18 protein-coding genes and 1 pseudogene are annotated in these 23,059 nt (G+C 60.8%); 3 read left to right on the forward strand and 16 right to left on the reverse strand.

Annotated elements, in window-relative coordinates; genetic code table 11:
* Nucleotides 1-257 precede the first annotated feature (257 nt).
* The 7 genes from O7A61_RS05995 to O7A61_RS06020 all read right to left on the reverse strand — a co-directional run bounded on the left by O7A61_RS05995 (nt 258) and on the right by O7A61_RS06020 (nt 7,277).
* On the reverse strand, nt 258-1,163 hold the full coding sequence (locus tag O7A61_RS05995; RefSeq protein WP_337128973.1) for a hypothetical protein: 906 nt from the start codon (nt 1,161-1,163) through the stop codon (nt 258-260).
* On the reverse strand, nt 1,075-1,305 hold the full coding sequence (locus tag O7A61_RS32560) for a DUF4236 domain-containing protein (protein ID WP_442921050.1): 231 nt from the start codon (nt 1,303-1,305) through the stop codon (nt 1,075-1,077). Before O7A61_RS32560 ends, O7A61_RS05995 begins: the two co-directional genes overlap by 89 nt.
* Before the next feature lie 55 nt (nt 1,306-1,360).
* Nucleotides 1,361-2,410: a hypothetical protein gene (locus tag O7A61_RS06000; protein WP_337128974.1), complete on the reverse strand. Its 1,050-nt coding sequence runs from the start codon at nt 2,408-2,410 to the stop codon at nt 1,361-1,363.
* The gene (locus tag O7A61_RS06005; RefSeq protein ID WP_337128975.1) at nt 2,407-3,714 is read right to left on the reverse strand and encodes a hypothetical protein; all 1,308 of its coding nucleotides are present in this window, start codon (nt 3,712-3,714) and stop codon (nt 2,407-2,409) included. Before O7A61_RS06005 ends, O7A61_RS06000 begins: the two co-directional genes overlap by 4 nt.
* Nucleotides 3,714-4,532, reverse strand: coding sequence for a hypothetical protein (locus O7A61_RS06010; protein ID WP_337128976.1), 819 nt, complete (start codon nt 4,530-4,532; stop codon nt 3,714-3,716). The genes O7A61_RS06005 and O7A61_RS06010 overlap by 1 nt, the downstream gene beginning before the upstream one ends.
* Nucleotides 4,525-5,961, reverse strand: coding sequence for a hypothetical protein (locus O7A61_RS06015; RefSeq protein WP_337128977.1), 1,437 nt, complete (start codon nt 5,959-5,961; stop codon nt 4,525-4,527). Before O7A61_RS06015 ends, O7A61_RS06010 begins: the two co-directional genes overlap by 8 nt.
* Before the next feature lie 419 nt (nt 5,962-6,380).
* On the reverse strand, nt 6,381-7,277 hold the full coding sequence (locus tag O7A61_RS06020; RefSeq protein WP_337128978.1) for a sterol desaturase family protein: 897 nt from the start codon (nt 7,275-7,277) through the stop codon (nt 6,381-6,383).
* Nucleotides 7,278-8,132: 855 nt separating this feature from the next.
* On the opposite strand from O7A61_RS06020, the gene O7A61_RS06025 reads away from it, so the two are divergent.
* Nucleotides 8,133-8,522: a hypothetical protein gene (locus O7A61_RS06025; protein ID WP_337128979.1), complete on the forward strand. Its 390-nt coding sequence runs from the start codon at nt 8,133-8,135 to the stop codon at nt 8,520-8,522.
* Nucleotides 8,523-10,291: 1,769 nt separating this feature from the next.
* On the opposite strand, the gene O7A61_RS06030 is transcribed toward O7A61_RS06025, so the two are convergent.
* The 5 genes from O7A61_RS06030 to O7A61_RS06050 all read right to left on the reverse strand — a co-directional run bounded on the left by O7A61_RS06030 (nt 10,292) and on the right by O7A61_RS06050 (nt 15,678).
* Nucleotides 10,292-11,494 (reverse strand): efflux RND transporter periplasmic adaptor subunit, encoded by a 1,203-nt coding sequence (locus tag O7A61_RS06030; protein WP_337128980.1) that lies wholly within the window; start codon nt 11,492-11,494, stop codon nt 10,292-10,294.
* Nucleotides 11,495-11,582: 88 nt separating this feature from the next.
* Complete coding sequence (locus O7A61_RS06035) at nt 11,583-12,914, reverse strand: MFS transporter (protein ID WP_337128981.1); 1,332 nt, start codon at nt 12,912-12,914, stop codon at nt 11,583-11,585.
* 172 nt (nt 12,915-13,086) lie between these two features.
* On the reverse strand, nt 13,087-14,463 hold the full coding sequence (locus O7A61_RS06040; RefSeq protein WP_337128982.1) for an FAD-containing oxidoreductase: 1,377 nt from the start codon (nt 14,461-14,463) through the stop codon (nt 13,087-13,089).
* Nucleotides 14,460-14,921 (reverse strand): DUF4126 domain-containing protein, encoded by a 462-nt coding sequence (locus tag O7A61_RS06045; RefSeq protein WP_337128983.1) that lies wholly within the window; start codon nt 14,919-14,921, stop codon nt 14,460-14,462. Before O7A61_RS06045 ends, O7A61_RS06040 begins: the two co-directional genes overlap by 4 nt.
* 112 nt (nt 14,922-15,033) lie before the next feature.
* Nucleotides 15,034-15,678, reverse strand: a complete 645-nt coding sequence (locus tag O7A61_RS06050) for a glutathione S-transferase family protein (RefSeq protein WP_337128984.1) — start codon at nt 15,676-15,678, stop codon at nt 15,034-15,036.
* A 244-nt stretch (nt 15,679-15,922) separates the two neighbouring features.
* On the opposite strand from O7A61_RS06050, the pseudogene O7A61_RS06055 reads away from it, so the two are divergent.
* Nucleotides 15,923-16,478, forward strand: a pseudogene (locus O7A61_RS06055) (sugar O-acetyltransferase).
* On the opposite strand, the gene O7A61_RS06060 reads toward O7A61_RS06055, so the two are convergent.
* A complete protein-coding gene (locus O7A61_RS06060) occupies nt 16,465-17,493 on the reverse strand; it encodes a GlxA family transcriptional regulator (RefSeq protein WP_337128985.1) in 1,029 nt (342 codons plus the stop codon). The pseudogene O7A61_RS06055 and the gene O7A61_RS06060 overlap by 14 nt on opposite strands.
* A 125-nt stretch (nt 17,494-17,618) precedes the next feature.
* Here O7A61_RS06060 and O7A61_RS06065 point away from each other — a divergent pair, with 125 nt between their 5' ends.
* Nucleotides 17,619-18,263, forward strand: a complete 645-nt coding sequence (locus O7A61_RS06065) for a cysteine hydrolase family protein (protein ID WP_337128986.1) — start codon at nt 17,619-17,621, stop codon at nt 18,261-18,263.
* 66 nt (nt 18,264-18,329) lie between these two features.
* Here O7A61_RS06065 and O7A61_RS06070 read toward each other — a convergent pair whose 3' ends face one another.
* The 3 genes from O7A61_RS06070 to O7A61_RS06080 all read right to left on the reverse strand — a co-directional run bounded on the left by O7A61_RS06070 (nt 18,330) and on the right by O7A61_RS06080 (nt 22,856).
* Nucleotides 18,330-20,009, reverse strand: coding sequence for a formate--tetrahydrofolate ligase (locus tag O7A61_RS06070; protein WP_337128987.1), 1,680 nt, complete (start codon nt 20,007-20,009; stop codon nt 18,330-18,332).
* A 312-nt stretch (nt 20,010-20,321) separates the two neighbouring features.
* Nucleotides 20,322-21,446 carry a DUF2333 family protein gene (locus tag O7A61_RS06075; RefSeq protein WP_027143407.1) on the reverse strand — a complete coding sequence of 375 codons (1,125 nt, stop codon included), beginning with the start codon at nt 21,444-21,446 and terminating at the stop codon, nt 20,322-20,324.
* Nucleotides 21,447-21,551: 105 nt separating this feature from the next.
* On the reverse strand, nt 21,552-22,856 hold the full coding sequence (locus tag O7A61_RS06080; RefSeq protein WP_337128988.1) for a DUF6638 family protein: 1,305 nt from the start codon (nt 22,854-22,856) through the stop codon (nt 21,552-21,554).
* Nucleotides 22,857-23,059 lie beyond the last annotated feature (203 nt).

Raw genomic sequence — 23,059 nt, forward strand, 5'->3', positions numbered from 1 at the left:
GTTCCTCCGGGCTCCTCTGCTCGTTCTAAGCCCCTCGTTCAATCCTCTGCAGCGCAGCTCACCATTTCTGCGACGAGGCGGGACAGATCAGAAGCTTGCGGCCGGCGTTTCACCCCCTGTCGGTCGCTCGGCACTTCTATCTGGCCGATGTGGTGCGATGTTGGCCGAGGCTGGCAATAAGATGGATGTAGTGTGGACGTTTAAGCCGGGAACGCAGAGTGCATCGGCGCCGGCCACAGCGAATCTGATCTGCAAGCTCACCTATTCGAACGTGAGTCTAGCGATACCGTCGGGCGACTGGAGTTTCGATGCAATTGCGCGAGGGCCAATAGCGCCTGGCAAAACGGCTGACTGACGTTCGTCCTGGAGAATTCCACCAGTTCGTTCAGTCCAGTCGCACTGGAGAGGCGCAAGGCTTCGTAACGGCAGACGGGGATCTGACGATTGTTCTTGAACCGTCTATCCGGCCCACCGCTTTTGTTGGGGTGCGCCCAGGTGTGCCCAACCACCTCAGCGTCAGACGGGACCTTTCCCGCCTCGATGAAATTGGTCGGCGCAAACTGTGTACGAAGATCGGCATATGCAACGGCGCCATACCGGTTTGCGTCTTTCACAAGGACCAGATCTGGCATGAAATAGAGCACCTGCCGGCCTACCTGGATCGAGGGCGGTATAACATTGCTGCGAACAACGGCGGGTAATATGCTGGTGAGCGCCGTGGGCTTTTTGTCGACCAGCATGCTGGCGCCGGCATTGCGCTTCCAAGTCGTCAGATCCTCAATCTTGCCCCCGGCCGCAACGTGCCATGTTCCTGCGCAACGAGTAAGCGTTTCGAACGCGGCAACCAGCCTGCCATAGGCAGCTTCGGCATCTTGCTCGAGGTCGTAATAGAGCACGCTCACCCGGCGATAGCCGTCAAACCATTTGCCGAGCAGCATGCCCGGTAGAAATGCGGCGCCCCCAAGCACAGGCGCCGCGCCTCCGAGTGCTTTCCAAACAAGGAAACCGGCTATCCCGAACAGCACTCCCAGCACCACGGCGAGGCGTGGTTGCGACTGTCTGGCGTTGATTTCATCAATGAGCTTGCTGCTTGTAAGGGGGTGACTGTTGCACACCCTTTTTTGTGCCGGCCTTTCCGAGTGTGCCGCGATAGCAGAGACCACCTCTGCCTGCGTGGATGTAGTGGCCTCGCGGACCCGTGCCTATCCGAAGGCCTTTGACGCCAACCGAGACCCCAACCCCACCCGACGAAAAATTGAAGCGGAACGGCCCCGCGCTGATCGATTTTCGAACGTAAAACCCCATCCCTTGAGTCCCCCAACTCAATGCTGTGAGCTAACTCACCAGCATTTTTTTGCGCTCATGACTTCGATCCGACACCCGCCGCGAGGTCGGTTTCGCGGGAGCGCTGCCTCACCCTGATTTCAATTCGTCGCCTTGCCTTCACGTCGCCAGCCTGCGCTCCGTTGGTCAGATGGTCACCAGGAAGTATCAACTGGCCACCCGACATCGGCAGAATGGTGAACCCTTTCAGCTCAGGCATCTCGCGAAGTATGCTCGTGACCGAGATTGCTCGCGCCAGTCCAAGGCCGGCGTTATCGGCGGGGTGAAGCGTACCAATTTCCACCTTGCCAGCCAGGACGGGTTGAAGACCCTTGTCCATGTTCGACGACTGACCGGACATGGCCTGCTCATCCGTGTGTCCAATCACCTCGATGACGTCGACGCCGTACGACGTTGCAATGCCCGCAATCGTCTTGGACAGATCGCGCAGCCGCGTCCTGAAACGATCGGAAAGCTCCGCACTTCCGATATCGAAATTATAGCCGTCGAGTTCGCTGAGGCTGATGATCGGTGGCCAATCGTGCGGCTTGGCGGCCATCACAGGCGCGTCTGCCTTCTTCAGGGCATCTGACAGGTCCTTCAAGGTCTTGGCCGTACCGACGTAACCAAACTCCGTCAACACCTTCGTGCGCTCGATCATCGCCCGGGCTTGCTCGGCGTCGACATCATTGTCGGACAGGATCTTGGTGACCGGGGCGTTTTTCACCAGTTCTTGGACCGAAACTCCTGCGTTTTTGATTGTTTCGATGGTCTCCTTCGCCAACACCAATTCGCGCCACTGCTGGTCGGGCACGTTGCGCCCTGTCGCGGGCTTGACCATCTCATTCAGCTGGGCAAGGAGCCGCTTGTTTTCCTCGCCGAGCTTACGCGATTCCTGCTTGAGGGATTGGGCAATCTTCTGCGCCTCTGCGGTCTGTTTCTGCTTCTTGGCGATGATTGCGCCGGCTGCAAGCAAAAGGCAGAACACCAGAAGCAGCATCGTCTCGGCCATCGTCAGGCCCAGGATCAGCCCGCGGCCGTAGCCCTTGCGCTCATAAGCGACCGCTGTTGCGCCCGTCTCGCTCACCTGCCCCACCAACCGCTTTTTCGCGGCGGCTCAGCCTTCTCTGGGACAGCGCCCAAGGATTGGAAGGAATCGCCTTGCTGATCTTCGGAGATCTTGATTATCGCCTCTTCACCATCAGCGCCGGCAGGTGTAACTGCGCGTGCTGGATCGATCGCTATTGCGTCGTTGGCAGCATGGCTGCCGCGAGCCGCCTGGAGACTCTTTTCTGCAATCGTGGCAATGAGTTCGCTCGTGTCCCTACTTTGCTTTTGCACCACTGCCGCAAGCGCCTCGGTTAGGCGCTGCTGGGCTTGAACACTCCCTGCTGTCCTCTCTGCCGCGGCTGCGGCGCGCTCTACACCACTCGCCACCTTCGCCACTGCGTCAGCGAGACCGATCATACGAGCTTGTTGCTCCTGCGAGGCGGACTCGGTCTTGACCGCGTATTGAGCGACAGCGCTGCCAAGAAGCTTTACCATCGGCGCCAGATCGTTCTTCAACACCTCCTCAGGAACGACAACTTTTTCCAGCTTGGTGGCCACGGTGTCAGCCTGTTCGCCGAGCTTGCTAACTGACGAGGACATCGAGCTGTTGGCTTTGTCGAGCAAATCAGCGGCAGCTTCGACACGCTTAGCAATCGAAGAGAACTGACTTTCGACCTGCCCGAAATTGTCTTTCAACGCGTCACTGAGCTTTCCAGACGCCTCTTGGACCGGTTTGATCGATTCCATGGCGATCTTGTCCAAGGCGAATCTGATATGCTCGCCGTTTCGCTCGGCTTGGACGGCAATCTCAGCAAAGCCTTCCTCGAGCATCTGATGGCTAACACGGCGAAAGTCGGCAAACTCTCTTGTGACGCTCTCCATCTCAGCTCTTACTCGCCGAGTCATGTCGGCGAGTTCGTGCCTGGCCGTCCGCTCGATATCCGCAGGGTCGCGCCGCATCTGGTTGTAGAAGATCCTGAGCGCGATGCCGGTGATCGTGGACGTAATCGCGATACCGAAGTTCCTGACGATGGCATCGGTCGAGCCTTCCGACCCGAACTGGAACAACGACACTCCAAGGCTCGTCAGCGTGAAAAGGAAGCCCATATAGTAGAGATTGTCGCCGGTTTGCTCATCGCTAAGGCGCAGCTTCCCGGTGAAGATCGATACACCGAGATAAAAAAGCATCAGGCAGACAGGTGCACCCGCCGCCACGATCGGGTTTACGCCCGAGAGCTTGGCGATGGCGATAAAGACGCAGCCGCCGAGCGTCAATATCGCAAACACGAGGAGTGGGAAGCCTCGATGCCCCAGTAGGGAATTGTCGCGGTTCCTCGCCATCAGTTTAACCCCTCCAAGCCAACCAGCTTTTCGAACTCGCCGTGATGGTTTTGGACCCATTGCGTCCAGAATTCAGCGTGATCCAGCGACTGAAACGGCTTCTTTTTCCGGTCGATATAGAGGATCGTGACTGCCACCCCGTCGAGCGACGTCCCGTAGGTCCGATCGGCGGCGCTACTGAGGTATTTCTGGTAATCCAGACCAGACCGGTACTGCGAATAAAGCGCCGTATGCTCGATCATGTCGGAGGCGACCACCAACCGCTTTGCGCCCCCCGGTTTCGCCAAGCTGCTATCAAACAGCGACAGTTTGATTTTCTGGATGCCGGCCATGATCGGAGACTGGCTGGCGGAGTCAGCGTTCGGAATTTGGTCAGGAAGCTTTTTCAAGGGGTCGCCGAAGGCGTTTTCCCACTTCTTCTGACGGCGCGCCGGATTGTTCGTCCAATTGTCTACCGTGGACCCGTCGCCTGGATTGCATCCATCGAACATCACCGTCAGGTCGCCGGGGGCCGAATTCAGCGTATAGATCCTCACATAGCCGCCCGGCTCGACCCGCCCGATGGTTTTGCGGAACTCGTTCTTCAGATCCGCCATGGTCGTTGCCGAAACCGGATCCGTGGCGTCAATGAGAACCGCCGTCAGGCTAACGGGACCGTCCATCGGGCAATTTGTGTTTGCGTCGATCTGGCCCTTGCCAGACCTTGACCACATCCAGGCAAAGCCGCCCAACATTGCAACCGAGAGCACCCCAAGAGCGAGAGCCGCAACGATTGAGCCGGCTTGGCCCTTCTTGCGCCTGCGAACCCGCCTAGCCATTCACACTGTCCGGATGAAGCTTGTCGAGGTCGCGATACTGCTCAATTCCGCGCTCGCATTCCTGTCCAATCAGGCGGACTTGAGCGTTGAGCTCCTCCTGCGCTTGGCGGATCGATGCTCCAACGTCGCCCTCGCTCCATTCCCCGTCGGCCGAGATGTGAGGCTTGATGCGTTCAAGCTTGTAAGGTGCTCCGAAATGCTTGGGCGCAGGCTCCGTTCTGGCCTGGATATTCGCCTCCCTGTATTTGGAGAGAAGCTGATTGCAGGCTCGCTCGAGCTGGTCCTGATGCTGCGCAAAGAGCGCCACAAGCCTCGAGCGATGATCGACAATAGCACGATGCTCCCTGCGACTGCCGAGTTCCTTGACGATGTCCTCAACCTTTTCGTTGTGGTCGTCGCGAACGTCTTGCAGCTCTTCGATCAACTCCCGCTTGCGCTCGATATAGTCCTCCCGCTTACGAACCAAGCGATTTTCGACGCCCGCGTAACCGGGATAAGGGTCGAGTACGAACCAGCCGTCGATAAATGCGAAAATCGAAAACATGAGGCCGATAGCAAACAGTAGCCATGACTTCACATCTGTGAGCCCGGCCGGATTGCCGACCATGTTTCGGATGACCTCTGCACCGGCACCGTCCGCGAGCGAGCCACTCACCTCGCGATAGTGCGCCAGCGCCAGGTTTAAGGTCACGGCCAGACCGATATAGACAAGGATCGAGAACATCCCGACTAGCTTCCCAAAAATCGATCGGTGGGTGACAAGGCGGGCGCAGAAAAGCGCCAGGAGCAAAGCGGCGCCGATGTTGATGAAGGAGAATGCTGCAGCCTCAAGGATGCCGCCAAAAAACCCCTGTTCGTTTCCCTTGGCAAGGAAACTGCCATTCATTGCTGTCTCGATGAGAAACAGGAACAGCAGCAGCGAAATGCGCAAAAGGTGAGCCGCGCCATGCTGAACGCGCGCCGCGCGAACCAATTCGTGCTTCGCCTTGAACCAGGCGTGCTCTTTCTCAGCGTCGCTAAGAGCGCGCCTCAACCCGTGGAGTTCATCCAGGCCGACAGCAACCGAAGCTTTGAAATCCGACACGCTGGCTGCGTTCGCCTGACGGATGAGACCAAATTGTTCTTCGAAATCGAGTCCGGCAAGACGCCCGCTGAGAAGATGCAGGTTGTCCTCAAGAGTATGATAGGATGCCTTTTTCTCGTCCTCGACGCGTTCGATGACGGCATGTTCAACATCGTCGAGATTTTTGGCGCTCTTAGGGGGCTGGTTTGCCTCGCCACGCTCCTTGCCGCGACCGGCGAGATTCATGTCCCGATCAATCTTGGTGACATCCAAGCTGCTGAAAAGCTGGGTGCTCGCTCGGAAATCATGGTTGGACTCGCGCAGAGACTCGCGCAACCTATTTAGCTTTTCGAATTTAGAGCTCACGCCCTTCGTATCCCAATTTTTTTCGGCCCCAAGCAGAATGCTTTCTATGCACAGTAGCGCTAAAGGGCAACCATGGGCGTGCGACCGTGGTCGGTCCTGCACTGGTAAAATCGGCAAGGCCGGCCACACGATCGGGCCACCGCATTCGCCTCAAAGGGATCAATGCGCCTGAGATCTGTTTGGATGATGCCAAGGCGGTCGCGGCGCGCCGAACCTGGTCGGATTGCCTGAGCGAATTGCACTCCTGCGCCCATTCCGGCTCGACCGCACAGCAACCCCGGATCGTCCAGAGTGTGCGACCAGATGCGAGAGGCTGACGCCGCCAGGCAGCTTTTCTCCCATCAAAAAAAGCAGGAGGAGTATGATCTCACGACCCCGAAGAGCGCGCGCAACCTGCTGGGCAGGACCAACGGCGGCTTTCAGTCCTGCGCAGGAAGCAGGCCGGGGCTCTCCGCTTGTTCATGCCCAGCCTCTACATCACTTCCGACTTTAGCTCTACGCCAGCGACGTCGATCAAATGGGAACAAAATGTAATCGCGCGCGGTGAGCGGCTCGGGCTGGTCTCGGAGGCCAACTTCCGGCCACTCATTCTTTTTTGGCCAGTATGCCGTTAGAAAAACCGTGTCCCAGATGGTTGTAAAGAACCCATAGTTTCGGCGCCGGTGATGCGGTTCCAGCGAGTGGTGAATGCGGTGGAACTTATTGTCGCCAATAATATATCGAAGCGGCCCAAGATTGATCCGGGTGCTCGAATGCGAAAGATGGGCCTGAAAGGTAATCAGTGTCACGGCAACAACGGGCACTACGCCAGATTCGAAATGGAACAGCGTGAGTGGTAGGGCTACAAATCCAGCGTAAACGAGTGGCTCGGAAACGTGATGATGGCAATTCCATGCCGTCAATTCGCGGATCGAGTGGTGAGTAGCATGCATGCGCCAGAGGAATGGAACAGCATGCTGAGCGCGGTGCATCCAGTAGTAGAAGAAGTCACCAGCAATCGCGACCAAGACGCCTGAAAAGACGGCCAATCCGCTGTCGACGATGGCATTGTCAAAGTGAAGCATCGTACCGAAATTGATCGTTACGAGCGGCTTTATCCCTAACCAGTCCAGGCTCACGGCGTAGAGGTGCCAGATAACGGCACCGCATCCGAGCCGAATAATCCAATTCCGCACGCCGCGAAGATATGAGGCAAAACTGTATCGATAAGCCGGAAACATCAGCTCCAGCGCGGCGCAAAAGGTAGCGAAAATCACAACCAGCTCAAGCGACTTCACGAATATCTGAGTCATCTGGTTAACGTCGAAAACGTGCATTTGTTTGCTCCGGCGAATCGTTCAATGCTCCAACCTCAGGTCGGAGTGACTGTCATCAACGCAGTCGTCTTCGTCAGGCGAGACCAATATTGTGAGTCTCAGCGCCGCCGTAAACTCGGCATCGAAGTCACGAATTGCATGTAGTCAGGTGATGCAGATTTCCTTTTAGGGCATTCAAACGGCGATTGTTCCGCCGGCAGAGCGGCGCGCTTCGAGGACGTGCAATGCAGCATTTTCGTAGATTGGTAAAATTGGTTGTTTGGATAAGACCCATCGGTGTCCCAAATGATCGGAGGAGCCCAGTAGACCACCGGGGTTTGCGCGAAGCGACCAACCATAGGGCAAAGTCCGTTGCGGCAACTGGGCAGGCATAAAGCCTGCGAAGCGCAAGGCAAAGCGTCCGGTTCCAGCGTCTTCACGACGATCCTTGCCTTGTCGCCCATCGACCAGGGCGGGCCGCCAGCACCGTTGATCACTTTGAAGCGCCGCGGTTGCCGCTCCGGGTCAAGCGTTAGGTCACTCCCGGACACAGCCTAGTGGCCACCACAGGACCGACAACCTCACAGATCGCGATCACTCCCGAAAGCTGGCTCCGAAACACCGCGTACCAATCAGAGAAGCCTGCTAGATGGCAAATGTAACGCGAAATCAGTTCGGCGGATCGCACCCAGGCGGTACGATTAGAAATCAAAGGAGCCCTGAACAATGGATCGCTATACAAGTAGACATAGACCTGAAGACCGCGATCGCGGTGCGACCCGATCGACTCACATGCCCAATGAGGTGCTGGACCTTAGGGAGGCGAGCCGCTCAGTCGATTCCATCTTTGACAGGGTCCGGGGAGAGTCAGTCAGGTTGAACAGGACAATCGATTACATCGGCGGTTCCCGCAATATTTCTTTCTTCTCTGACGTTGACCAAACCGAGATGGGGACTTTGACCATTGCTCAGCAGGATGGCAGCATGCGAATTGGCTGGATACACAATAAGCAGCGGTCGAGGTACAAAGGGCTCGGGACGGTCATGATCAATATCGCCGATCGGTTCAGAGCGTTAGATAACCTTCGCAGTCTGACTCTTCGTTCTCAATCTGAAGAAGCTTCAGTGTTTTTCTACAAGAGCGGATTTCGATTTACAGGAGAAGGAATGGAAGCCAAGAATTCAGCGATGCGGAGGCAAATTTCCAGCCCGGACTTTCAACCTCCGGATGATATTATCTTCCTTGGTGAAATGGAGCGTGCGTAACTCGCTGCGGCACCCATACCGATTGAGCGCGCCAGGATGAAATACCGACTCATCTCTTGATTCCAGTGGCCGAAAGGGGTGGAAGCCGCCCGCGATAGGGGGCGTTAGGTGGAGCACAACGTGTGCGCCCGGGCGCCGATTCGAAAGTGGCAACTCTAGCGTCCACGCTGCGGGCAAGCGCAAAAGCTGTCGGAGCGCCAGCTGCTGTTGCGGGGGAGAGTTCGCGCCGACAAGGCCTGTGTTGCTGTTGTCCGCTAGCATACAATGGCGCAGGCCCCAATTTCGTCCGTTGGTGACCTGGCTCATCGCGGTTCTTCGCTGCAAGCCTTTGTGCTCGGGCCGTCCGAGACTCCGCAAAGTGTCCTGAGGATCGCAAGCCTAACCTTAGCCGATCTCCGCACCGAGGCGTGAGAACTGTGACGAGCAGACTGCAGGACAAAGACGAAGGTCATTAGGTCAAGCAGGAACTGATGGATAGCGTCGGCAGTCAGGGCGGACTCGAACTGACGCAGCATCGCACGGGCCTCATCGACGGCTTCGGCGCTGGGCGCATCGATCAACGCTTCTAGTCTCTCGAAAGTTTCCAATTCGACAAATCCCCTGACCGCAAGTTAAAATGCCATGCGCCGCTGAAAATTACACAACCAAAGTTACGACGTGCCGCGCTTTCTTGGCCCAAACTGGTGCTCTGAGGGTTGTTCCAGAACCCCGGTTCGGGCCGCAAGCGAGCCCGTTCGACGGTCCACCAAGGCCGGATTGAAAGAAGGCGTGCTTGGCTCCGAAAAGCTCGCGCCCCAAATAGCGCCCCGACGCCACGCACAGGAATTCCAGGGTGAAAATAGAATTGCCGGCGTCGCCGGTGGTTCTTCCTCGATCCGTTCGCGGTCCGTCATGGCGTCTCCAGCTGTTCTGTTCCGAGGCTCGGGCTCCGGCTCACCCGGGCAAACCGCCGCGATGAGTACGAGGAGGCGGCTAGCCGCCGCGCGTGCGACTGAACGCGTTCTCCCGCAGGCCCGACTGCACCGGCGTTCCACCACTCCACTTATCGGGCACCCAGACGACCAGTCGGTTAAGTCGATTGCCACGCGCTCGCAGAGTCGACTGGACGAGGCAGCTTTCGAGAAATGAGGAGTCTCAGAGAGTCTGAATGAGCGTCATTGTCGGTGGGTCCCGTGTTACGGATCACCAGGTGCATTAAGCGTGCCAAAGGATAACCGCTTTAATCACAATTGGGTCACCGGACTGGCTACATCCGATGTCCGACATTGTTGCACTTTCGCGCCATGCTGCCCGGCCCGCGCCGTCAAGGAGGTTTTCTATACGCTACACGCGCGCGTCGAAACGATCGGCTTTGATTATAGGCAGCGGCATCGGATCGAATTAGACGTCCGCCCGCGCGTGTTCGACAAATGCGGAGGAACTTTTCGGATTGGAGTGGTGTATTGCGAGTTCCGGTATCTTGGAGAGATGGTCCCATCCTGGGCCCTCTCGCTTCGGCTGCTCGGTCGGTCAACTGACAAGGTCGACGGCAGGAGGCAAGCTGCCGTAGGCTTTGCGAGGAGGTCCGGCGGGACAATGGAGACGTGCCATGCACAGTCCCGCCGCCGTGCCGGTGACGATTGCCACAACCGAACCTCGATCCAGAACTGAGATACAATGTTGGATGCCCGGACAGGCTCAGCCAGCGGCAATTGGCCTCGAGCAGTCCATTAGAGAGATGGCACAGGACCCCCGCGAGATCAGGTCCTATTACGGACTCCCCGCCAGCGCTAGGATTGTGTTTCGGCGTTGCCAGGGAGCGGTCTGTGCGTGTCGGTAATGCCGCTGTCCTTTCGTAGAATGATCTTTTCGCCCTCCGCGAGACCATCGACGATCTCGGCGCCCATTCGGTTCACCAGCCCCACGCGCACGCGGCGTGCTGCGGTCGCGCCGTTCCCTGTGTCTACCCTCGCGCGATAGAGACCCTCCGGATCAGGGCCGACGAGCGCACCCCATGGGGCAAGCAACACGTCATCAACCGTGCTCACCGTAATAGTCACCTCAGCGGTCATCATTGGCAGAAGCTCCCCGTCCTTGTTGGATGCCTCAAAAAACACGTTGTAATAGACCGTCTGCGTTTGCCCCGAGCCGCCGCCTAGCTGGCCGCCGGAGGGTCCCTGGTTCGTCAGAAGAAAAGATGGGGCGGGCTCCACTGCCATAACCCGGCTAGCCCGGTTGGTCTTTCTGTCTCCGACGGTGGTGAAATGCACCGGCTGCCCGACCCTGATGCGTTGGACATCTGCCTCGGAAACTGGCACTCGCGCTCTCATCGTGTCGGTCTGCGCGACGACAGCAATTACGCGCGAGGGCTCCGTCTGTCCGGGCTTGGCCTCCAGGGCGATCACCCGTCCGTCTATCGGGGCGGCGATCTGTGTGTAGCCGAGGTCGATTTGGGCCTTTTCGACCCCGGCAGTCGCTTCTTCGACTTGCGCTGTCGACTCGTCGAGCTTGGCGCGGGCAATTCGGACGGCAATTTCGGCATCCTGAAGAGCAGCGCTCGAAATGACCTGGCGCGCAGAGAGGTGCCGCTGACGCGTCAGGACTCGCTCTGCCCGGTCGAGCTTGAACTGGCTCGAATGTTGGGCTGCCTGCTTCTTGGAAAGCGAGGCCCTTGCCAGACGCAACCGGTTCTGCTGCTCGAAAGAATCCATCTCCGCAATAAGATCGCCTGCGTGAACCTCGTCCCCCAAGCTGACATGAAACGCAGTCAATTGACCCGAGACTCGCGCACCGATTTGCGCAAGCCTTGAGGGCTCCAGAACACCGATTGCATTTACCTCGTCCGCCAGCGAGCCCCGTCTTACAGTAATGACCGGGGTCGAACTGGACGGCCGCCTGCTTGGCGCTGAAGCGACCCAGACAGCTGCCCCGACGGCACACACAAAAAGCCCTAGGAAAACACTTCGTCTCATGATCTCACGCCAGTCTTTCATTTTGTTGCTAGATTCGAACGAAAGCTTGGGGCAGGAATCTTATTTGGCGGGCAGGGAGCCGGATCGGCCCGGCGGTCGGTCGGTTGCTTTATTGCGACTCCACGAACGCCCAGATCCTGTTCAGCATAGCCCTCAGATCCTTCTCGGCTGCAGCGAGACCAATCCCTCCTATCATTCTGACCCGAGCCTGCTGGCTCAGGGGCAGAAAGAGGGGCTGATCCCGCAGGATACGGGTGATGCCGACATGCTGCCGACGCGAGTCGCGTCTGGAGGACAGTGGCCCATCAAGTGACCGCAGCAGCACCGCGACGGACGCCGCCAGCAAAGCGAGCACTGCGCCGACCAGCGGCAGATTGGCGTAGGAAACGCCCCAGGAGAGGGCCACGCCACCGATCCAGGCGCCGCTGGCATTGCCGACGTTGAAGGCGCCTTGGTTTAATGTGGCGGCGAGGTTCGGCCCCTCGGAAGCGGCTTCCACGACGCGGATCTGCAGCGGCGGCACCACCACGAAGACGAGCAGGCCCCACAGGAAGACGATGCCCACCGCGACCGTGGCGATGGCGCCGAATTCGGTGAAGGCGACGAACAGCAGGGCCATCAACAGCAAGGTGGCGATCACCGTCGGCATCAGTTTCCAGTCGGCCAGCCTGCCGCCGATGATGTTGCCGATGGTCATGCCGGCGCCGAACAGCAAAAGCACCCAGGTGACCGCCGCGGTCGACAGGCCCGACACGTCGGTGAGGTAGGGTTTGATATAGGTGAAAACGGCGAACAGGCTGGCCGAGGTCAGCGCCGCGATCAGCATCGCCAGCCACACCTGCAGCTTGCCGAGCACGCGGACTTCGGCGCGTAGGCCGCCGCCGCTCGGTTCCGTGACGTCGGACGGCACCAGCCAGGCGATGGCCGCGACCGAGGTCAGGCCGATGCCGACCACGGCCAGGAAGGTGGCCCGCCAGCCAAAGGCTTCACCAAGCGCCGTTCCAGCGGGAACGCCGAGGATATTGGCCAGCGTCAGCCCGGCGAACATCAGCGCGATGGCGCTGGCGCGCTTGTTGCGCGGCACCAGGCTGGCGGCGACGACCGAGCCGATGCCGAAGAAGGCGCCATGGCCGAAAGCGGTGAAGACGCGCGCGGCCATCAGCAGCCAGTAATTGGGCGCGATGGCGCAGAAGAGATTGCCGACGACGAACAGGGCCGCAAGCCCGACCAGCACGGGTTTGCGCGGCAAATGCGCGGTGGCCATGGCCACGACAGGCGCGCCGAAGACGACACCCAGCGCATAACCGGTGACCAGCAGGCCGGCGGCGGGAATCGTCACGCCGAGATCGGCGGCGACCTCCGGCAGCAGGCCCATGATGACGAATTCGGTGGTGCCGATGCAGAAGGACGCAATGGCAAGCGCAAGGATTGGCAAAGGCATGGGAGGTCCAGACTGAATCGGTTCAATTTGGAGACTGCGCGACGATCCCGGCTGGGCGCAACAGACATTGCCGCAATGCAGCAATGCAGAAAGCGTGGAGCACATTGAAAACGGGCGCGGAGGCGCCGGTAGAGCGGCTCGGCGGTTTGCCAAACGCTGAACCGCTCCAGTTTCAGGCCAGCGGCTTGAGTTCCTGGGCTATCGTCGGCAGCAGTTCCGAAACCGTCGGGTGGATGTGCATCGCGCGCGCCAGCGTGTCGACCGGCGCCTTGGCGTACATCAGGTCGAGCACGCAATGCACCGCCTCGTCGCCGCCGGGGCCAAGCACCGAGCAGCCGAGGATTTCCCTGGTGTCGGCATCGACGAGGATCTTCATGAAACCTTGCGTCTCGCCCTTTTCGACGGCGCGGCCGACGCGGGTCATCGGCCGCTGGCCGACCAGCGCACGGCGTCCCGATTTCCTCACCGCGGCCTCGGTCATGCCGCAGCGGCCGAGCGGCGGGTCGATGTAGAGTGCGTAGGCCTCGATGCGATCACTGACCTTGCGCGGATCATTGTCGAGCAGATTGGCGGCGACGATCTCATAATCGTTGTAGGAGGTGTGGGTGAAGGCGCCCTTGCCGTTGCAGTCGCCCATCGCCCAGATGCCTGGCACACTGGTGCGCAGCTGGTCGTCGACGACAACCGCGCCGCGTCTGTCGACCTCGACGCCCGCCTTGTCGAGGCCGAGATCGTCGGTATTGAGCGTTCGGCCCAGCGCCAGCAGCACATGCGATCCGATCGCGGGCGGCTTGCCGGCGGAGAAGGTCACGGCAATATCCCCACCATGTTTGACGAAGCCGATGTTGTCGGCGCCGACATGGACCGCGATGCCTTCGTTTTCGAGGATCGACAGGATGGCGGCCGAGACGTCCTCGTCCTCGCGGCCGGTCAGGCGCGGGCTCTTTTCGATGACGGTGACTTCAGAGCCGAAGCGGCGGAACATCTGCGCGAATTCGAGCGAGATGTAGCTGCCGCCGACGACGACAAGGTGGCGCGGCAAAACGTCGAGATCCATCATCGACGAGTTGGTCAGATAGTCGATGTCGTGGATGCCAGGCAGGTCCGGCACCGAGGCGCGGCCGCCCGTGTTGAGGAAGATCTTTTCGGCGGTCAAAAGGTCGTCGCCAACACGCACCGTGTTGGCGGATTCGAAGCGTGCGTGGCCGCGATAGAGCGTGCAGCGCTCCATTCCGGCGATCCAGGTCTCCAGATTGCCACGGGCGTCGTTGGTGACCTTGTCCTTGCGCGCCTTGATCCTGTGATAATCGACCCCGACGGGGCCCGGAAGCGTCACGCCATAGTCGGCGGCGCGCCGCGCCAGATGCGCGGCATAGGCGCTGGCGACCATGGTCTTGGTCGGCATGCAGCCGGTGTTGACGCAGGTGCCGCCGACCAGCTTGCGCTCGATCAGCGCCACGCTCATGCCCGCGGCCGTCAGGCGGCCCGCCAAGGGCGGCCCCGCCTGGCCAGCGCCGATGATGATGGTGTCGAAGGTTTTCGCCGTCATGCCACCGCCGCCACGATCAGCAGGCCGCCGATGATCGCCACCGCGTCCTCGATAAAAGCCGCCGGCGTGTCCTTGCCGAAAGCGGCCGCCAGCCGGCCTCGCGCTTCGGCACCACCCAGCGTGCCTATGGCCGCGCCGATGGCGCCGGCGATCAGGCAGACGATGGTGGCGCCGCCGGCCGCGCCGAGCACCGCGCCGGAAAAGGCGCCGAGCAGGATGCGGGCGCCGAACTGCTGCGGCACTTTGCGGCTTGGCGTCGACGGCAGCTGATCGGTGACCAGTTCGACGATGGCCAGGACGGTGAAGATGCCGACTGCCGCCCAGTGGCTCATGAAGCTCGCCCAGGTGCCGGCAACCGGAAGCCAGCCGAGATAGGCGCCCCAGGCGACGGCGGCAGGTGCCGTCATGGCGCGCAGGCCGGCAACTACGCCGATCAGAAGTGCAAGAATGTAGAGCATGCCGATCCCCTCGATGCCGGGCCGGAACAGCCCTGAAACGGCAAGCTACCATAGGTCGGATATTTGGCTAGGCCGCAGACTCATGAGCGCAGCCACAGCGGATCGAGGCGAGTCAGCCTGGTGGAGCGTTGACCGCAAATTGCGCGGCGAAGGCCCTGATATAAGCGGGCCGAGCTTCCCCGCGCGCCACATAGGCGGCCAGGTTTTGGTACTCGTCCAGAATGCCTGACATTCTCAGTCGCAGCAGCACGGACACCATCAGCAGGTCGCCGGCGCTGAACGCATCATCGAGCCAGTCGTCGACGCCCAGGTGAGCCGAGAGGCTGTCCAGCCGGGACCGAACACGGTCCTTAACCAGCGGCAAGCGCGCCTCGCTCCAGGGCTTGTCAGCTTCGAATATCCTTGCCGTGGTCAATTCGAGGATCGGCGGCTCGACAGTGTTCAGTGCGGCAAACATCCACATTATCGCGCGGGCGCGGGCATTGCGATCCTTCGGCAGCAGGCCGGCATGCTGCTCGGCAAGATGAAACACGATCGAGCCGGTCTCGAACAGCGAGAGAGAACCCTCCTCATAGGTGGGGATCTGCCCGAAGGGATGGATAGCCAGATGGTCAGGCGCCTTCATCCTTGCAAAGGAAACAAAACGAACCTCGTAGGGCTGTCTCACCTCTTCCAGCGCCCAGCGAACACGGGTATCGCGCGCCAGTCCCTTGCCGCCATCGGGCGATCGTTCAAATGCCGTGATGGTGATTGTCATCGCAGTCGTTTCCTTGCTTTGGCGAATTTCTCCGGCTTCCTATCGAGGACGAACGAGTTACCCGGAAATCGACAGCGGTCTTGAACTATTTCATTGCCGGGCGGGGATCGCGAATGTCCGCTTGCGATCGAAGGTCGTGACGGCACGGTGACCAGTTCCGTCAAGCCGCTATCCCGGTCTATAAGTTCACGTCCTGGTCCTTGCCTCGGCGCTGTTCGCAATGATGTCAAACGGAGGCACTGCCATGGTTCAGAGCGAACGTGCGAAAATGGCGGCCGGCGAATGGTATACGTGCCTGGATGACGATCTTGGCGCGTTGCGCGGCTTGGCCGCGGATGCCGTGTTCGAACACAATACGCTCCCGCCCCGTCAACGCGGGAACCTCGGGCCAGCCCTGCGGACACTGCTGGGCGGCGTGGGCGAGGGTGCCCGCATCGAGGCGCCGTTTCACTGTGCCTACGGATTCAACATTTTCCTCGGCGACCGCGCTTTCCTCAATGCCGGTTGCAATCCTCGACACCGCTTTGGTGCGCATCGGCACGGGAACGCTGCTTGGCCCCAATGTGCAGATTTATTGTGCCGAGCACCACAAGGAGCCGGCAGGGCGACAGGCGGGACTGGAGATCGCCAGGCCGGTCACGATCGGCGACAATGCCTGGATCGGCGGCAGCGCGGTCATCCTTGGCGGCGTCAGCATCGGCGAAGGCGCCATTGTCGGCGCCGGGGCGGTGGTGACGCGCGACGTGACGGCGAATACGACGGTGGTCGGCAATCCGGCGCGGGTGGTCAGTTGGGGCTGAGTGCGCTTGCGTGCCCAATCAATGCAGCCGGGAGATGCGCCATGCGCTCGCCGACATCGGCCCGCCTGGAAAATTCACGCCGGTATTGCGCCGGTGAGGTCCGGAGCCGCGCGGAAAAGTGCTGGCGCAGCGATGTGGCGCTGCCGAAGCCGGCCTCGAAAGCCACCATGTCGATCGATTTGTCCGTGGTTTCCAGCAGCCGTTGCGCCAGTTCGATCCGCTGGCTGGTCAGCCAATCGCCAAAACTGGTGCCGATCGATTTCTGAAAACGGCGGGTGAAAGTGCGCCGTGTCAGGCCTGCGGCGTCGGCGACGCTGTCGAGGCTGTGCGTTTCGCCTGATGTCGCGCGAACCGCGTCGAGCGCCTCGGTGAAACGGTCGGCATTGGCGCTTTTTGCCACGGGACGCTCGATGAACTGTGCCTGTCCGCCCTGCCGGTGCGGCGAAAGCACGACGTGCCGGGCGAGCCGCAGTGCCGCCTCCGCGCCATAGCGGGCACGCACGATGTGCAGGCAGCAGTCGAGCCCGGCAGCGACGCCGGCGGAGGTGACGATGTCGCCATCGTCGACGTAGAGCACGTCGGCATCGACTGAAATGTCGGGATGGAGGGCCCGCAACTGCTCAGTATAGGCCCAATGGGTGGTGGCGGTTCGGCCCGAAAGCAGGCCGGCGGCGGCGAGGGCAAAGGTGCCGAGACACAGGCCGACGATCAGCGCGCCGCGCCGGTGGGCGCGGCCGAGCGCTTCTTCGAGCGGTTTGGCCAGAGGCGCTTCGAGATCCTTCCAGCTCGGGATGATGACGATATCGGCGTCTTCGAGCGCGGCAAGCCCGTGCGGGACCAGGATGCTCAGCCCGGCATCGGTCCGGATCAGCCCTTCCTCGATCCCGCAGACACGGAAGTCGAAGCGTGGCAGGCCGAGGTTGGTGCGATCCGCGCCGAACACCAGACAAGGCACGGAGAGATGGAACGGGCTGATGCCGTCGAAGGCGAGGACGGCGATGATGGGAGCGGTCAAGGGGCGTTTCCAGTGTGGGTGTGGATTGTCCCAATTCTTTCGGATGATGTCAATCGGGCCACTGTTGGGGCCCAAGCCAGCAGATTACTTTCGGCCCATCGCATTCAAGCCTGAGAGGAAACATCATGTCTGACCCAGCCAACACCGCGCCGCGCCGCGCGCTCGTCGTCATCGACGTCCAGAACGACTATGACGGCGGCAATCTGGCCATCCAGCATCCGCCGTTCCGCGACAGCGTCGTCAACGTGGCGCGCGCGATGGATGCCGCGGCCGCTGCCGGCATCAAGGTGGTGGTCGTCAAGCAGATGGCGCCCGAGGCGTCGCCGATCTTCGCCAAGGGCAGCCATGGCGGCGAACTGCATCCGGAGATCGCCAAGCGTGGCCGCGACCATTATGTCGAGAAGAATTTGCCGAGCGCCTTCACCGGCACCGACCTCGAGGATTGGCTGCGCGCCAATGCCGTCGATACGATCGCGGTCATCGGTTACATGACGCATAATTGCGATCTGTCGACCATCATCCACGCCGTGCATATGGGCTTCGCGGTCGAGTTCCTGTCCGACGCGACCGGCTCGGTGCCCTACGCCAACAGAGCCGGCTATGCCTCTGCCGAGGAGATACATCGCGTGGTGAGCATCATCCTGCAGTCGCGCTTCGCCGCAGTGCTCAAGACCGCCGAATGGATCGACTGCCTCAAGACCGGCGCGCTGCCGGAACGCGACACGATCCATGCGTCCAACCAGCGGGCGCTGGCGCGCAGCGCCGCGTAGGACGATCGGCAAACAAAAAGGGCGCCGCAGCGATGCGGCGCCCTTCTTCGTTGTCGGGACAAAAGATCAGAACAGGCCTTCGATCTGACCGGCCTCGTTGAGGAAGATCTTTTCCGAGGATGGCGCCTTTGGCAGGCCGGGCATGGTCATGACCTCGCCGCAGATGATGACGACGAAGCCCGCGCCCGCCGAAAGCCTGACCTCACGCACCGGCACGGTGTGGCCGGTCGGCGCGCCGCGCAGGTTCGGGTCGGTCGAAAAGGAATACTGGGTCTTGGCCATGCAGACCGGCAAATTGCCATAGCCTGCCTCTTCCCAGGCCTTGAGCTGATCGCGCACCGACTTGTCGGCGATGGCTTCCGAGCCGCGATAGATGCGCTGGACGATGGTGTTGATCTTCTCGAACAGCGGCATGGCGTCGGGATAGAGCGGCGCGAACTGCGAGGCGCCGGATTCGGCCAGCGCCACCACCTTGTTGGCGAGATCCTCGATGCCGGCGGAGCCCCTGGCCCAGTGCTTGCACAGGATCGCCTCTTCGCCCATGGAGGCGACATAGTCCTTCATTGCCTGGATCTCGGCATCGGTGTCGGAATAGAAGTGGTTGATGGCAACCACCGCCGGCACGCCGAACTGCCTGATGTTCTCGATGTGGCGGCCAAGGTTGGCGCAGCCCTTCTTCACCGCCTCGACGTTTTCCTTGCCGAGGTCTTCCTTCTTGACGCCGCCATTCATTTTCATGGCGCGCACGGTGGCGACGATGACGGCGGCCGCCGGCTTGAGGCCCGCCTTGCGGCACTTGATGTCGAAGAATTTCTCGGCACCCAGGTCGGCGCCGAAGCCGGCTTCGGTGACGACATAGTCGGCGAGCTTGAGCGCCGTCGTGGTGGCGACGACCGAGTTGCAGCCATGCGCGATGTTGGCGAACGGGCCGCCATGCACGAAGGCCGGGTTGTTCTCCAGCGTCTGCACGAGGTTGGGCTGCATGGCGTCCTTGAGCAGGACAGCCATGGCGCCGTCGGCCTTGAGGTCGCGGGCATAGACCGGCGACTTGTCGCGGCGGTAAGCGACGATGATGTCGCCGAGGCGCTTTTCCAGATCCTTCAGGTCGGTGGCAAGGCACAAGATGGCCATCACTTCCGAGGCGACGGTGATGTCGAAGCCGGCTTCGCGCGGAAAACCGTTGGCGACGCCGCCGAGCGAGCAGATGATCTCGCGCAGTGCCCGGTCGTTCATGTCCATGACGCGGCGCCACACGACGCGGCGGGTGTCGATGCCGAGCTCATTGCCCCAATAGATGTGGTTGTCGATCAGAGCCGACAGAAGATTGTGTGCCGTGGTGATGGCGTGGAAGTCGCCGGTGAAGTGGAGGTTCATGTCCTCCATCGGCACCACCTGCGCGTAACCGCCGCCGGCGGCACCGCCCTTGACGCCGAAATTCGGGCCGAGCGAAGCTTCGCGGATGCAGACGATCGCCTTCTTGCCGATGCGGTTCAGGCCGTCGCCGAGGCCGACGGTGGTGGTGGTCTTGCCTTCGCCGGCCGGCGTCGGATTGATGGCGGTGACGAGGATCAGCTTGCCGTCCCTGTTGCCCTTCACCGACTTGATGAATTCGGCGGAGATCTTGGCCTTGTCGTGGCCGTAGGGCAGCAGATGTTCGGTCGGGATGCCGATCTTCTTGCCGATCTCCTGGATCTGCTTTTTCCTGGCGCCACGCGCGATCTCGATGTCGGATTTCACTTCGGCCATGACGGCGTTCCTCTGGATTGGACGGTGGAGGGGACGGGGTTGATCTCACTCGCAAGAAGGCTGGAGCCGGACGCGCGGGGCATCTAACCCTGTCGCTGCGGCGGCGTCAACTTTCATGCAACTATGTTTCCTATAGAGAAAATTCCTCTGCGGCGGGCCGACCTATTCCCGGTTCTTTATGGCTCCGCTTGCCGCGCCGTATAGAAGCCAGAGCAGGGGCGCTTCCGCCGTCTCAAAACAGCCGCACAATGCACGGAATGCGACAGACGCGACGGCGCAAATTCGCCATCGCTGGTTTGCGGTGGGACAGCGCTACTGCGTCAGCACGTTGCTGATTTCGACCATGTTGGAGCGCACCCGAAGCACGTAGAAGCCCATTGTCGTCAGATGGGTCGGCAGCAGCCAGCCATCCTCGCGACCGTTGGCGATGATGAAGGGCTGGATACGCAGGGCCGACACGAACTGCGCGTCCATCGTATCCCAAAGGCTCTGCAGGTGCTTTTCCTTGATGACGTTCTCGAAGTCGGCCTGGGCGCCTTTCATCAGGCCGTAGTAGGCATAGAGCTGGCCATAGGCGAACCAGTAGCGGTCGTCGGCGCGGGTGTCGAACCAGCCATTGTTGTGGTTCTCGGCGCGCTCCTTGAGGATGGCGGAAGTCGAGCCGATGTCACTGGCGATGCGGTCGATATACTGCTTCAAATTGTCGGCGCGGGCATCGAAAGTGGCCTGGCAGGTGGCAAGCCGGGCATTGAACGAACGCAGCTTGCGCACCGCGTCGCGATAGTAGCTCGGCGTCGGCGTCTTCGGTCCAAACGGGCTCACGCCGAAGTACCAGGTATACTCGTCGAACTGCAGATTGCCGCGCGCGTCCTGCAGGTCGGCATCGATCTGCGAGGTCGTGCGTACGCGGCCGAGATTGTCGGCAAGCTCGGTCGCGGTACGTCGCACCGCCTGGTTGATGCCGCGCTGGAAAGAGGCCTTGTTGTCCATCCACGGGGTGTTGTCCCAGTCAATGCCGAACAGGCCGAGCTTGTAGAGGATCATCGACGAGATCCAGGCGTTCTGGTTGACGTTGAAGTCGGTCAGGTCGGCCGCCACCTGGGCGATGCCGGAGTTGCCGCAGGTCTTGGCCGTGTCGGTGCCTGCGCCGGCGGCCACCTGCTCACCGGCGGAAACGTTGCGCTTCTCGAAAGTATAGGTGTCCGGGTAGTTCGGGTTGAAGTTGTTCCACCACTGGGTGGCGTAGAAGAAGTTGGCGTAGAGGCCGATCAGCACCAGCACGGCAAGGCCGACTATCGCCTTGAGGATCCAGCCGCGCTGCGTGTACCAGCGGCCGGCCCACATGAAGGGCCACAGGATCACGCCGATCAGAAGACCGATGCCGCGGCCGATCCACTGGAAAATCCGGGTGAAGAAATTCACGATCGGATCGAGCATGGCTGTATCACCCCCCTCAACATGATGCCAAAAAGTTGCAGACTTTTTTGGATAACATCATGCACCAAAACAACAAGTTAGAACGGAATGGCGGTTCATTTCGTTCTAGTCGGTCAGGCCGTAGAGGCGTGTGCGAAACGCCACCTTGTCCTTCAAATATGTGGTTTTCAGAACGTCCACAACATGCGATCGCCAGGCGTCGCTGAAGCCGTCATAGTCCTTGTAGAAGCCGTCCTTGTTGAAGATGTAGCGCGAGACGAAGTCCGACGGCACGAAATCCGAGATCAGCCGGTTGGTCAGCCAGGCGTCGGGATGGTCGGGCTTGGCGCGGACCACCAGGAAGCGCTGCTGCGGGAAGACATCCTCGACCTTGAGATGACCGAACTGGGCGATCTCGCGCTTGGCGGCGTTGAGGAAAGGAAAATTTCCGTCCGTGGTGATCAGGTCGGCATGGCTCTGGATCCATGTCTGCAGCCAGACCTTGTCGACATCCGTCAAATTGCGGTCCGGCTCGGCGTCGCGGATCAGCGCGCGCACCACCATTTCGGCGCGGTGCTCGAGATAGCCCGAGGCCTCTATCCAGGAAGCGCGCGGCAGTTCGATGCGGCCGGTGGCAGCCAGGAATTTGAACACCTTGTCGGCGTCCTTGATCGAGAGATAGCTCACCTGCCAGGGCCGCGAGCGGCGAAAACCGGGGGCGGCCGGATCGCTGATCACCGTCGTCATGTCGGGATCGACAAAGACATAGAGCCCGCCGAAATGGCTGGTCCAGTAGGCGTTGTGGCGGAAGATCACCTGGTCCGGCACCAGCGCGTTCTCGCGGATGTCGCCGCAGACCTTGGCGAGCTCGACCATGCGGGTCAGCATGGCATCGTCGCGCCAGGCGTCGGGCTCCTGCTTCAGCCGGTCGACGAGCTTGCCGAGTTCGGCGGCCTTGCCCAGCACGTCTTCCGCCGACAGCACCTTGAATTCGACCTGGCTGATCGACAGCAGGTCCTCGATGTCGTTGACCTTGGGAACGGAGTCCTCGATCTCGCCGTAGATGACGTCCTTGATGGTCAGCGCGTCGATGGCGCGCTGGTTCCTGGACATGAACTCGAACATCAGCCGCGAGGTGTTGGAGAAGGCGGTGTGCACCACCGGCAGGTCGATTTGCGACGGCGTCAGGATGATGAAACGGCGGTTGACCTCATTGGGATCGAGATAATCGTAGTCGCCACACTCCTCGGCCACTTCGGGCGAAAAGCCGGTGCGGTCGATCTGGAAGCTCTTCAGCCTGGTGGGCTTGAGGCCGAAAGCAGCCAGCGCCTTGTTGTAACGCTGGATGAGGTGCGCCTCGTCGACGGTGAGCAAACGGCCGTAGATGAGCTCGTTGTCGCGAAGGAGGTCGGGTTTGCGGGCGTGGGTCAATCTTCCTTCTCCCCGTTTACGGGGAGAAGGTGCCCGAAGGGCCGATGAGGGGCGCGGCTCTTCCTTCTCCCCTTGTGGGCCTGTTGCGCAATATTGCGGGAGGCGTGTTGTGAGGATTGAGGGCGGCCATTTTCGTTGCTTTGGAGGCTTTTCGGGGTTTGGGAGCCGCGCCTTTGCGGCGTTTGGCGGATTTCGGGCGCAGC

Origin of the sequence: Mesorhizobium sp. Cs1321R2N1 (assembly GCF_037179725.1) — a bacterium.
GTDB classification, from domain to species: domain Bacteria; phylum Pseudomonadota; class Alphaproteobacteria; order Rhizobiales; family Rhizobiaceae; genus Mesorhizobium; species Mesorhizobium salmacidum.

Bases quoted from the DNA above. Each gene is read 5' to 3' on its own strand.
- O7A61_RS32560 (WP_442921050.1), bottom strand. From the start codon at position 1,305: ATGGGGTTTTACGTTCGAAAATCGATCAGCGCGGGGCCGTTCCGCTTC.
- O7A61_RS06005 (WP_337128975.1), bottom strand. From the start codon at position 3,714: ATGGCGAGGAACCGCGACAATTCCCTACTGGGGCATCGAGGCTTCCCA.
- O7A61_RS06010 (WP_337128976.1), bottom strand. From the start codon at position 4,532: ATGGCTAGGCGGGTTCGCAGGCGCAAGAAGGGCCAAGCCGGCTCAATC.
- O7A61_RS06020 (WP_337128978.1), bottom strand. From the start codon at position 7,277: ATGCACGTTTTCGACGTTAACCAGATGACTCAGATATTCGTGAAGTCG.
- O7A61_RS06030 (WP_337128980.1), bottom strand. From the start codon at position 11,494: ATGAAAGACTGGCGTGAGATCATGAGACGAAGTGTTTTCCTAGGGCTT.
- O7A61_RS06035 (WP_337128981.1), bottom strand. From the start codon at position 12,914: ATGCCTTTGCCAATCCTTGCGCTTGCCATTGCGTCCTTCTGCATCGGC.
- O7A61_RS06040 (WP_337128982.1), bottom strand. From the start codon at position 14,463: ATGACGGCGAAAACCTTCGACACCATCATCATCGGCGCTGGCCAGGCG.
- O7A61_RS06045 (WP_337128983.1), bottom strand. From the start codon at position 14,921: ATGCTCTACATTCTTGCACTTCTGATCGGCGTAGTTGCCGGCCTGCGC.
- O7A61_RS06050 (WP_337128984.1), bottom strand. From the start codon at position 15,678: ATGACAATCACCATCACGGCATTTGAACGATCGCCCGATGGCGGCAAG.
- O7A61_RS06065 (WP_337128986.1), top strand. From the start codon at position 17,619: ATGTCTGACCCAGCCAACACCGCGCCGCGCCGCGCGCTCGTCGTCATC.
- O7A61_RS06070 (WP_337128987.1), bottom strand. From the start codon at position 20,009: ATGGCCGAAGTGAAATCCGACATCGAGATCGCGCGTGGCGCCAGGAAA.
- O7A61_RS06075 (WP_027143407.1), bottom strand. From the start codon at position 21,446: ATGCTCGATCCGATCGTGAATTTCTTCACCCGGATTTTCCAGTGGATC.